Here is a 10,870-nt window from a genome sequence, read left to right on the forward strand (position 1 = left end):
CATCACACTGTGAAGCTCAGCGTGAGCCTTTCCGAGGATGAGGTGGCGGTGCTGGACGCCTACGTGCGGAGCGCCGGACTGCCATCACGATCAGCCGGCATCCAGCGAGCCATTCGCTTGCTCCGCTTCCCCGACCTCGAGCAGGACTACCGGGATGCCTGGACGGAATGGTTGGAATCCGGCGACGAGGAGATCTGGGACGCGGCGAGCGGTGACGGATTGACCGATGCTGCGCGGTGATATCTGGCTTGTCGATCTCGACCCGGTGCGGGGCAACGAGGCCAACAAGAAGCGCCCCGCCGTCGTCGTCAGCAATGATCGGGCCAATGCGACGGCCGCCGCGTTGGGCCGTGGAGTCGTGACAGTGGTACCGCTGACGAGCAAGGTCACGAAGATCTACCCATTCCAGGTCTCGCTAACAGCCGTAAGTACCGGCCTGCCGGTCGATTCCAAGGCGCAAGTCGAGCAGGTGAGATCCGTTACCGTCGAGCGCTTTTCGCGCCAGATAGGCCGGGTATCCCCGGCGGATCTGAGCCAACTCGACGACGCGTTGCGCCTACATCTCGATCTCTGACAGGTCCATTCCCAGACCGGCTGCGTACGCGGCGCAATCATCGAAACCCTCCGGATCACCCGTCAGCTGTGAGAGCGGGGCGATGTCGTGGGCCGCGGGGATCCGCTGTCGCTGCGATTTTTCAGCTTCCCCCGTGGGCACGACGGTAGCGCTTTGCATGAAAACCGCCGCCGCTACTGGCCGAGGCGTGGGGATTGCCGTACACATGACCTATGGCGACCGACGTCTCCCACGCCGCCCACTTCGAACTTCGGGCCGGCGACACCTGGGCCGATCCGTGGCCGATGTACAGCGCACTGCGCGATCACGACCCGGTGCACCACGTCGTTCCCGGCAATCCGGCCCACGATTACTGGGTGCTCTCCCGGCACGCCGACATCTGGGCGGCGGCCCGCGATCACGAGACCTTCTCCTCCGCCGCAGGCCTGACCGTCAACTACGGCGAACTCGAACTCATCGGCCTTGCCGACAACCCACCGATGGTCATGCAGGACCCGCCCGCGCACACCGCCTTCCGCAAGCTGGTCGCCCGCGGGTTCACCCCCCGCCAGGTCGAGGCCGTCGAACCCGAGGTGCGCGAGTTCGTCGTCGAACGCATCGAGCGGCTGCGCGCCGCCGGCGGGGGGGACATCGTCGCAGAGTTGTTCAAGCCGCTGCCGTCGATGGTCGTCGCGCACTATCTCGGCGTGCCGGAGGAGGACCGCGCCCAGTTCGACGGCTGGACCGAGGCGATCGTGGCCGCCAGCGCCGAGCCCAGCGGGCTGGCCGGCGCCGGTGCAGCCCTGATGTCGATGACCGGCTACTTCACCGAACTCATCGAGCGCCGCCGCCGCGACCCCGGCGACGACACGGTCTCGCACCTGGTGTCCGCGGGCGTCGGTGCCGACGGCGACACCGCCGGACTGCTGTCGATCCTGGCGTTCACCTTCACCATGGTCACCGGCGGCAATGACACCACCACCGGACTGCTCGGCGGCGCGGTGCAGCTGCTGCACCGCAACCCCGATCAACGCAGGCTGCTGGCCCGCGATCCGGAGTTGATTCCCGACGCCGTCGAGGAGTTCCTGCGGCTGACCTCACCGGTGCAGGGCCTGACCCGCACCGTCACCCGCGACGTGACCCTGCACGGCGTCACGATCCCCAAAGGCCGCAAGGTGCTGCTGCTCTACGCCTCGGCCAATCGCGACGAACGCCAGTACGGACCTGATGCCGCCGAGCTGGATGTGCGTCGCCGCCCGCGCAACATCGTGACGTTCAGCCACGGCGCACACCACTGCCTGGGCGCGGCGGCCGCCCGGATGCAGGCCCGGGTGACGCTGAGCGAACTGCTGGCCCGTATCCCCGCGTTCGAGGTCGACGAAGCCGGAGTCGTCTGGGCGGGCGGCAATTACGTACGACGGCCGCTGAGCGTGCCGGTCCGGGTGACGCTGCACGACGAGACCTGGTCGTGGCGATTGAATCAGACCCCGGCTGGACTCGTGCTCGACGTGCTGTGCGGCACGGTCGGTGTCTACAACAGGACGATCGTCCTCGAACCCCACGAAGTCCAGATGTGGGAGGACGGCGGCGCGGCCGGCCTGGAACCCCTCGTCGAGGCCGTCCGCAATGACGTCACCGGTGAGCAGTTCGGCGCCCGGCACCGCCCCGACCTGAGCCCGTGAGCCGTCCCTGCGCGCGACTCTCGCCGAAAGTGGAGCCTAGGGACAGATCGGGGTGACGGTCAGGAACGCACCCGGGTGAACCGGTGCAACACCCACGCCACCGGGATGCTCAGCGCCATGGTGACGACGAACAGCGCCGGCATCGACCCGGTGTAGACCGGCCAGCGCAGCACCTCGACCATCGCGATCTCCAGCACGATGAGGTGCACCAGGAAGATCTCGTAGGAGATCTCCCCCAGCCACACCATCGGCCGGCTGGCGAGGAACCGGGTGTACCAGCCGGAGTCACCGAGAGCGGGCGGGGCGATGATCAGCGCGGCGATCGCCGCGTAGAAGCCGACCTTGACCAGCGCCTGGGCCAGCCCGCTCGGTGAGGTGGTCGGCTCACCGGCGATCGGCGTGGACACGATGAGGAAGCACAGCAGCGCCAACGGCACCGCGACGAACCCGTAGCAGCGCGCCCCCGTCGCGGCGAGCACGCTGAGCATCATCCCGCCGGTGAACCACGCCAGATAGCCGGGCAGCCAGAGCTTGGAACCATCAGGCAGGACGTCGGTGGTGTGCACCAGCACCATCCACGCCGGGCTGATCAGGGTCAGCCCGGCAAGCCACGCCAGGACCAGTCCGGGCCGCCACTGCCGCCGGCAGACCACCACCAGCAGCAGAGAGGCCAGCACCGGCAGCGCCGCGTAGAACGCCACCTCCACCGCCAGGCTCCACATCTGGGTCAGCCCCTGATGCAGCAGGGCGAACGCGTAGTTGTCGGTGTAGATCTGGGTCAGGGTGAGGTTGCGCAGCAGCCCGTACCAGCTGTGTCCGGGGTTGGGCCCCGCGGTGCGGAAGTGGTAGAGCAGGTAGGCGGCGAGCACGGTGACGGCGTAGGCGGGCATGATGCGCCGGAATCGCCGCCAGGCGTAGCGCCGCACCGACGGGTCGGGCGCACCCGCCTTGGCCGCGGCCACCCACGGTCCGAACAGCAGGAAACCCGACAGTGCGAAGAAGATCGGCACTCCGATCTCCATGCGCGAGTACACCAGTCCGGCGTAGCCGTGGGTGTACTTGCCGGTGGTGTAGGCGGCGTGGGTGGCCACCACCAGCGTGGCCGCCAGCGCGCGCACCCCGGTGAGCGCGGGAATCCGGTCGACGGCGGAGACGGCCTCCAGACCGCCCTGGTCGACCTGGCCGGCGGTCATCAGTCGGCGCGCCGGGACTTCCGGCCGTGATCGGGTTTGAGATCGATCAGCACACCCGAAATCCTGGTCTTGGCGAGCTTCTTCCAGGTTTCCTTCGGCAGCCGGGCGGGCAGTTCCACCAGCGAGAAATCGCCCTTGATGGTGATGTGCCCGAAGTCGCTGCGGTGCAGGCCGCCCTCGTTGGCCAGCGCGCCGACGATCGAGCCCGGACCCACCCGGTGGCGCTTGCCGACCGCGATGCGGTAGGTGGCGAGGTCGTCACGGCGGGGCCGCGGCGCGCCCTCACGCTCGCCGCGTTCCTTGCGCTCCCGCTTGGCCGGCGGCGGCTCGGTCATCAGGAACTCCGCGCCGTCGCGGTGCAGCACCGCCAGCGCGGCGGCGATGTCGGCCATCGGCACGTCGTTGTCGTGCTCGTAGGCTTCGACGAGCCGGCGGAAAGTGTCGAAGCCCGGCCCGCCGAGTGCGTCGGTGATGGAGTCGCGGAACTTCTCCACCCGCTGGGCGTTGACGTCTTCCACGCTCGGCAGCGCCACCTCGGTGACCGGCTGGCGGGTCACCTTCTCGATGGACTTCAACAGGTGGCGCTCGCGCGGCGAGACGAACAGCAGCGCGGTGCCCGCCCGTCCGGCCCGCCCGGTCCGGCCGATGCGGTGCACGTAGGACTCCGGGTCGTGCGGGATGTCGTAGTTCAGCACGTGCGAGATACGTTCCACGTCAAGGCCTCTGGCGGCGACATCGGTGGCGACCAGGATGTCGATCGTCCCGTCCCGCAGCGCGGCGATGGTGCGCTCCCGCACCGCCTGCGGGATGTCGCCGTTGATGGCTGCCGCGGAAAACCCCCGGGCGCGCAGCTTCTCGGCGACCTCCTCGGTGGCCTGCTTGGTGCGCACGAACACGATCATCGCCTCGAAGTCCTCGACTTCGAGGATGCGGGTCAGTGCGTCCATCTTGCGCGGCCCGGCCACCTGCAGGTAGCGCTGCTCGATGTTCTCCGCCGTCGCGGTCTTCGTCTTGACCGCGACCTCGACCGGGTCGTGCAGGTATTTGCCGGTGATCTTGCGGATCGCCGGCGGCATGGTGGCGGAGAACAGCGCGACCTGCTTGTACTCGGGGGTCTCGGCGAGGATTCGCTCGACATCCTCGGCGAAACCCATCTGCAGCATCTCGTCGGCTTCGTCGAGGACCAGGTAGTCCAGGTGCGAGAGATCCAAAGTGCCGCGCTCAAGGTGGTCGATGACCCGCCCGGGCGTTCCCACCACCACCTGGGCCCCGCGGCGCAGCCCGGCCAGCTGCACGCTGTAGGACTGCCCGCCGTAGATCGGCAGCACCGCGAGGCGGGCCAGGTGCGCGGCGTATCTGCTGAAGGCCTCCGAGACCTGCAGGGCCAGTTCGCGGGTCGGTGCGAGCACCAGCGCCTGGGTGTGCTTGCTGGCGGTGTCGATGCGCGACAGGATCGGGATCGCGAAGGCTGCGGTCTTGCCGGTGCCGGTCTGGGCCAGTCCGACCACGTCGGAGCCGGCCAGCAGGGCGGGGATGGTGGCCGCCTGGATGGCCGAGGGCGTCTCGTATCCCACGTCGGTGACGGCCTGCAGCACCGCGGGGTGAATCTGCAACTCGGCGAAGGAGTGCGGGGAAACGACGGCGACGTCGGCTGCGCCGGCTTCCGGGGATGTCATTGCCGCTCAAGTCTAGTGCCCACGCGGGTCGCGGCCGGCCGGCCGGGGCACTGCCGGTAGCCTTCTGCGGTGTGCGAGGGCGGTCGGCGTCGGCGGTGGCGAGCGGCGCGCTGGCGGTAGCCGCAGCGCTGGCCGGCTGCAGTGCCGGAGACTCGACGGTGTCGAAAACCCCGATGCCCAGCACCGAGACCAGCACCGAGACCAGCACCGAGACCAGCACCGAGACCAGCACCGAAACCAGCACCGAAACCAGCACCGAAACCAGCACCGAAACCAGCACCCCGGCCGGCAGCCCGGCGCAGGCCGCTCCCCCGCCCCCGCAAGCCTGTGCGGTCAACCTCGCCGCACCTGAGATCGCGCGCGCGGTGGCCCAGCTGCCCCGCGATCCCCGCAGCCGTCAGGGGTGGAACCCCGAGCCGATCGCCGGCAACTACAACGAGTGCGCCGCGCTCTCCGCGGTGATCGTGAAAGCCAACACCAATGCGGAGAACCCGAACACCCGGGCGGTGCTGTTCCACCAGGGCAAGTACATCTCCTCGGGGGCGCCGGACACCTTCGGGTTCACCGGGATCGACGCGGCCCAGAGCGCCGGTGACACCCTGGCGTTGACCTTCGGCGGCGGGCCGGGGCAGGGCGGCCTGCAAAGCGTGGTCCGGTTCCGCTGGAACGGCAGCGGCGTCGAACTGATCGGCAACACTGAGTAGCGCCCTCCTACAGTGGGCCCATGGTCACGCTGGCCGATCAACTCCGCGCCGTCGTCGGCGCCGAGCACGTCAGCAGCGATCCCGACGTGCTGGCCGCCCGCAGCGTCGACTGGACCGGGCGCTATCGGGGCCAGGCCGCAGTGCTGGTTCGGCCCGCCGACGCCGATCAGGTGGGCGCGGTGCTGCGGGTCTGCCGCGCCGCAGGGGCGCCGGTCACCGTGCAGGGCGGACGCACCTCGCTGGTGGCCGGCACCGTACCCGAGCACGGCGACGTGCTGCTGTCCACTGAGCGGCTGCGCGGGCTGGGCGAGGTGGACCTCTCCGAACGCCAGGTGCGTGCCGGCGCCGGGGTGACGCTGACCGAGGTCCAGCACGCGGCAGAACGCGCCGGGTTGTGCTTCGGTGTCGATCTGGCGGCGCGCGATTCGGCCACCATCGGCGGCATGGCCGCCACCAATGCCGGCGGGCTGCGCACCGTGCGCTACGGCAGCATGGTCGACCAGATCGTCGGCCTGGAGGTCGTCCTGCCCGACGGATCGCTGCTGCGCCGGCGGTCGCGGGTGCGCTCGGACAACACCGGCTATGACCTGGTGGCCTTGTTCGTCGGCGCCGAAGGCACCCTCGGAGTCATCACCGAGGTGGAGCTGCGTCTGCACCCGGTGCCGGCGCATCGGGTGACCGCTGTGTGCGGTTTCGCCGATCTGGGCCCGCTGGTGTCGGCGAGCCGGATCTTCCGCGACATGTCCACGATCGCCGCGCTGGAACTCGTCGACGGACGCGGCGCTGCGCTGACCGGTACGCCACCGGCACCCGGTGACTGGCTGCTGCTGGTGGAGTTGGCCGGCGACACCGATCAGACCGGCCCACTGGCTGACGCGTTGGACGGTCTGTGCGCCGAACCGGCGGTGGGGGTCGACGCCGCCACCCGCGCGCGGCTCTGGCAGACCCGCGAGTCCATGGCCGAGGCGGCCGGCCTCTTCGGTCCGCCGCTGAAATTCGATGTGGCGCTTCCACTGTCGGAGATTGCCGGATTCGCCGATCGCGCCGATGCCCTGCTCGCCGAGTACGCCCCGGGCTCGGTCCGACTGCTGTTCGGACACATCGGTGAGGGCAATCTGCATCTCAACGTGCTGCGCTGCGACACCGACGCCGAGCGCCGCGTCTACCCCGCGATGATGGATCTCATCGCCGCCCACGGCGGCAACGTCAGCTCCGAGCACGGCGTCGGCAGCCGCAAGCGTGCCTATCTGCCGATGTCGCGGGAACCGGCCGACATCGCCGTGATGCGCGCCGTCAAGGCAGCGCTGGATCCGGCGGGCTTGCTGAACCCAGCGGTGCTGTTCGATTGACGCGCGCCGGACCGACCACGAAGGCCGCCACCAGCACCCCGGTGGCGGCGACGGTGGCGGGCAGCAGCGTCGACTGGGCCAGCGCGGTCGCCAGGGGCACGCCGGAATGGATGCGCTGACCCATCAGCGCGGCCATGCCGGCGCTGCCCAACACGGCGCCGACCTGACGGGTGGTGTTGTAGACGCCCGAGCCCGCACCGGCGAGGAGCAGCGGCAGGTTGCGGGTTGCGGTGGCCCCCAGCGGAGCCCAGATCATGGCCATGCTCATTCCGACTGCGATGAGCGGCAGCACCAGCCGCCAGATCGGCGTCGTGGGCGTCATGTCGCGGGACAGCCAGATCAGCGCGACCGCCAGCAGTGCGAAGCCGCACACCAGTATCGGCCGCGGATGCGCCTTGTCGACGATCCGGCCCACCACCGGGGCGAGAATTCCTGACGCGAACGCCATCGGGGCGATCAGCAGCGCAGCCCGGGTCGAAGTGAGTCCGCAAACCGTCTGTGCATAGAAGAACAGCGGCAGCAGAAAGGCGGTCACCGTGAAACTGACGATCGCGACGCCCAGATTGCACAGGCTGAAATCCCGGTCGGTGAACATCGCCAGCGGAATCAGCGGCTCGCGCGGGTTCCGCGCCTGCCATCCGAGGAAGGCCACCATCAACCCGATGCCGCCGGCGATCACCGCCCAGATCATCGGCTGCCAGTGCAGCGTCTGACCCTCCTGAAGACCGAAGACGATCAGGAACAGTCCCGCACCGGAGAGCACCACGCCGAGGACGTCGAAGCGGTGCGGGTGGGTGGGTAGCGCCGGGATCAGACGCACGGCCAGCACCAGTCCGATCAGGCCGATCGGCACGTTGATGAAGAAGATCCACGCCCAGCCGAGGCGGTCGACGAGCACACCGCCGGCCAGCGGGCCGACCAGCGTCGCCACCCCGGCGGTCGCGCTCCAGATGCTCAGCGCCACCCCCCGCCGCTCGGGCGGGAACACGCGGGTGATCGTCGTCAGCGTCTGCGGCGTCAACAGTGCCGCCCCCACACCCTGCACGACCCGCGCCGCGATCAGCGTGCCGATCGTGCCGGACAACCCACAGCACAGCGACGCGGCGGTGAACAGCGCCAGTCCGGCGATGTAGAGGTTCTTGGGGCCGTACCGGTCACCCAGTCGTCCCGCCAGCAGCAGTGGCACCGCGAAACCCAGCAGGTAGGCGCTGGTCACCCAGATGACAAGGTCGTAGTCGGCGATGCGCAGTGCGGTCATGATGGCGGGATTGGCCACCGCGACGATCGTCGAATCGACCAGGATCATGAAGAAACCGACCAGCATGACCCACAGCGCGCGCCAGGGATTGGCGATCTGGGTGGGCGTGCCGGTCACGGTCTCTGATGCTGCCAGCCGGGGAGGTCGGACCGGACGAGACCCGTAAGGTTGGTCGTATGCAATCTCAGCGGTTCCGCCCGCTGGTGGACACCACCGGGCCTTTCGTATCGGTCTATTTCGACGACACCCACGACACCCAGGATGCCGCCGCCCAACTCGACGCCCGGCTGCGCGATGTGCGCAAGCACCTCGAGGAGCAGTCGGTCAGCGCCGCGGTGATCGAGGCGATCGACACGGCCGTGCGTGCGGCCCACCCGCCGGTCGGGCGCAGCGGCCGGGGGGTGATCGCCGCCGGTGAGCGCATCGTCTTCGATGAGCACCTCATCCGCCCGCCGGTGAGCACCGTCGTGCGTGTCTCCGAACTCCCCTACCTCGTGCCGGTCATCGAGCACGGCGTCTCGCACGCCTCGTATCTGACGGTGGCCGTCGATCACACCGGGGCCGACATCGCTCTGCATCGCGACGGTCGGGCCGGCGCGGAGACCGTGACCGGCTCGGGGCACCCGGTCCACGCCGCGCACCGTGCCGAGACCTCCGGGTACGGCGGTCCGCAGGGGCGCGTCGAGGAGGCCGTACGCAAGAACATCCGCGAGGTGGCCCACCGCGTCACCGAGCTGGTCGACGAGACAGCACCGGACATCGTGTTCGTCACCGGCGAAGCCGGCGCGCGCGCCGAACTGGTGTCGGAGCTACCCGAACGCGTCACCGCGATGACCGTCCAGCTGCACGGCGGCGGGCGCACCGGTGGAATCGACGAGGACGAGGTTCGCCACGAGATGAGCGCGGAGTTCGCCCGGCGCCGACAGGCCGCGACCGACGACGCCGCGGCGCACTTCGCCGCCGGGCGCGGCACCGGGTTGGCGGTCGAAGGCCTGGCCGACGTGGCGGCCGCGCTGCGCGACGGAGCGGTCGCCACCCTGATCATCGGGGACCTCGGCGAGGCGATCCTGGTCGCCGACCATGACCGGCTAATGGTCGGCACGGATGCCGCGACCGTCTCGGATCTGGGCGGCTCCCCGGACCGGGTCGTGCGCGCGGACGAGGCGCTGCCGCTGCTGGCGGTGGCCACCGGAGCGGCTCTGGTCAGCGCCGGCGGGCAGCTCGCGCCGGCCGACGGGATCGGGGCGGTGCTGCGTTATCCGGACGTCGGCGCCCGGTGAGCGGCCCGGGACTGAGGCCGAGTTTGAGAGCGTGATCACGCTGCGGCACTCGGCGGGCGCGCCGTTCGTTAGCCTGGCGTCACGCCATCCACAGGAGGCTCGGCCATGAGGCTTCACCGCAAACAGACCCCGGCCCAACCGGGCGCCGGCCCCGAGGAGGCCGGGATTCCCGCGCGGGTGCTCTCCCACATCCTCGAGGTCAGCAGCCGAGCGCAGGCTCCCGCCGTCAAGGCCTACGTCGCGCGGCTGCGTCGGGCCAATCCCGGCGCGACCCCGGCCGAGATCATCGCCAAGCTGGAGAACCGGTACCTGGCCGCGGTCATGGCCAGCGGTGCGGCCGTCGGCTCGGCGGCGGCCTTCCCCGGTATCGGCACCCTGGCCGCGCTGTCGGCGGTCGGCGGGGAGACCCTGGTGTTCCTGGAAGCGACGACGGTGTTCGTCCTGGCGGTCGCCGAGGTGCACGGCATCCCGCTGGAGCAGCGCGAACGCCGCCGCGCCCTGGTGCTGGGGGTGCTGGTCGGCGAAGACGGCCGGGGTGCGGTCGCGGAGCTCGTCGGCGCCGGGCGGACCAGCGGGGCGTGGCTGGTGGAGGCCGAGCTGCTGCCCCTGCCGGCGCTGTCCCAGCTCAATTCCAAGCTGATGAAGTTCTTCGTCAAGAAATACGCGCTCAAGCGCGGTGCCATGGCGTTCGGCAAGATGCTGCCGGTGGGCATCGGAGCGGCCATCGGCGGCGGGGGCAACCGGTGGATGGGCAAGAAGATCATCGCCAATGCCGACAAGGCGTTCGGCCCCCCGCCCAACCGGTGGCCGGTGACGCTGCATCTGCTGCCCTCGGCCCAGGGGGCCCTCGAAAGCGGCCCGCGGGGCGGCCTGCAAGACGCCCCGAAAGACGCGGCCAAAGACGCGTGAGTCTCGGCCTCGACTCGCGCTAGCCTCATACGTGTCGCCCCGAAGACGGCGCGACCGGGCCCAGAATCGAGGCGAGCGAGTTTCGTGAGCAGCACGAATTCACCATTCGGCCAGAACGAGTGGCTGGTCGAGGAGATGTACCGCAAGTTCCGCAACGACCCCTCGTCGGTCGACGAGAGCTGGCACGAGTTCCTCCGTGGCTACCTGCCCGAATCCGCCGAGTCCCCGGCCCCGAGCGCAGACCCCGGCAACGGCCGGCCCGCCCC

9 protein-coding genes and 2 pseudogenes are annotated in these 10,870 nt (G+C 69.9%); 8 read left to right on the forward strand and 3 right to left on the reverse strand.

Features of this window, described 5'->3' with window-relative positions:
* The first annotated feature begins 9 nt into the window (after positions 1-9).
* The 3 genes and pseudogenes from ACKOB8_RS10885 to ACKOB8_RS10895 form a co-directional block, all read left to right on the forward strand.
* Positions 10-240 carry a ribbon-helix-helix domain-containing protein gene (locus ACKOB8_RS10885; protein WP_526377231.1) on the forward strand — a complete coding sequence of 77 codons (231 nt, stop codon included), beginning with the start codon at positions 10-12 and terminating at the stop codon, positions 238-240.
* Positions 227-574, forward strand: a complete 348-nt coding sequence (locus tag ACKOB8_RS10890) for a type II toxin-antitoxin system PemK/MazF family toxin (RefSeq protein WP_526377232.1) — start codon at positions 227-229, stop codon at positions 572-574. Before ACKOB8_RS10885 ends, ACKOB8_RS10890 begins: the two co-directional genes overlap by 14 nt.
* A gap of 212 nt (positions 575-786) precedes the next feature.
* Positions 787-2,001: pseudogene (locus ACKOB8_RS10895) on the forward strand (cytochrome P450); the annotation flags it as partial.
* Between the two features lie 293 nt (positions 2,002-2,294).
* On the opposite strand, the gene ACKOB8_RS10900 reads toward ACKOB8_RS10895, so the two are convergent.
* A complete protein-coding gene (locus ACKOB8_RS10900) occupies positions 2,295-3,428 on the reverse strand; it encodes an acyltransferase family protein (RefSeq protein ID WP_526377233.1) in 1,134 nt (377 codons plus the stop codon).
* The gene (locus tag ACKOB8_RS10905) at positions 3,428-5,104 is read right to left on the reverse strand and encodes a DEAD/DEAH box helicase (protein WP_526377234.1); all 1,677 of its coding nucleotides are present in this window, start codon (positions 5,102-5,104) and stop codon (positions 3,428-3,430) included. Before ACKOB8_RS10905 ends, ACKOB8_RS10900 begins: the two co-directional genes overlap by 1 nt.
* A 71-nt stretch (positions 5,105-5,175) precedes the next feature.
* On the opposite strand from ACKOB8_RS10905, the gene ACKOB8_RS10910 reads away from it, so the two are divergent.
* Positions 5,176-5,808 (forward strand): LppP/LprE family lipoprotein, encoded by a 633-nt coding sequence (locus ACKOB8_RS10910; protein WP_526377235.1) that lies wholly within the window; start codon positions 5,176-5,178, stop codon positions 5,806-5,808.
* A gap of 29 nt (positions 5,809-5,837) precedes the next feature.
* Positions 5,838-7,157: an FAD-binding oxidoreductase gene (locus ACKOB8_RS10915; RefSeq protein WP_526377241.1), complete on the forward strand. Its 1,320-nt coding sequence runs from the start codon at positions 5,838-5,840 to the stop codon at positions 7,155-7,157.
* Here the strand turns inward: ACKOB8_RS10915 and ACKOB8_RS10920 are convergent.
* Positions 7,117-8,481, reverse strand: a pseudogene (locus tag ACKOB8_RS10920) (DHA2 family efflux MFS transporter permease subunit); the annotation flags it as partial. The gene ACKOB8_RS10915 and the pseudogene ACKOB8_RS10920 sit on opposite strands and share 41 nt — an antisense overlap.
* Before the next feature lie 110 nt (positions 8,482-8,591).
* Here ACKOB8_RS10920 and ACKOB8_RS10925 point away from each other — a divergent pair.
* The 3 genes from ACKOB8_RS10925 to ACKOB8_RS10935 all read left to right on the forward strand — a co-directional run.
* Positions 8,592-9,695 (forward strand): Rv2629 family ribosome hibernation factor, encoded by a 1,104-nt coding sequence (locus ACKOB8_RS10925; RefSeq protein ID WP_526377236.1) that lies wholly within the window; start codon positions 8,592-8,594, stop codon positions 9,693-9,695.
* Positions 9,696-9,800: 105 nt separating this feature from the next.
* Complete coding sequence (locus tag ACKOB8_RS10930) at positions 9,801-10,604, forward strand: hypothetical protein (protein ID WP_526377237.1); 804 nt, start codon at positions 9,801-9,803, stop codon at positions 10,602-10,604.
* Between the two features lie 84 nt (positions 10,605-10,688).
* A partial coding sequence (locus ACKOB8_RS10935; protein ID WP_526377238.1) for a 2-oxoglutarate dehydrogenase E1 subunit family protein occupies positions 10,689-10,870 on the forward strand: 182 nt, incomplete at its 3' end.

This window comes from Mycobacterium sp. (assembly GCF_046091765.1).
GTDB lineage: Bacteria > Actinomycetota > Actinomycetes > Mycobacteriales > Mycobacteriaceae > Mycobacterium.

What these genes read in the sequence shown, in the direction of transcription:
- ACKOB8_RS10925 (WP_526377236.1), top strand. Translation starts at nt 8,592, where the DNA reads ATGCAATCTCAGCGGTTCCGCCCGCTGGTGGACACCACCGGGCCTTTC.
- ACKOB8_RS10890 (WP_526377232.1), top strand. Translation starts at nt 227, where the DNA reads ATGCTGCGCGGTGATATCTGGCTTGTCGATCTCGACCCGGTGCGGGGC.
- ACKOB8_RS10900 (WP_526377233.1), bottom strand. Translation starts at nt 3,428, where the DNA reads ATGACCGCCGGCCAGGTCGACCAGGGCGGTCTGGAGGCCGTCTCCGCC.
- ACKOB8_RS10930 (WP_526377237.1), top strand. Translation starts at nt 9,801, where the DNA reads ATGAGGCTTCACCGCAAACAGACCCCGGCCCAACCGGGCGCCGGCCCC.
- ACKOB8_RS10905 (WP_526377234.1), bottom strand. Translation starts at nt 5,104, where the DNA reads ATGACATCCCCGGAAGCCGGCGCAGCCGACGTCGCCGTCGTTTCCCCG.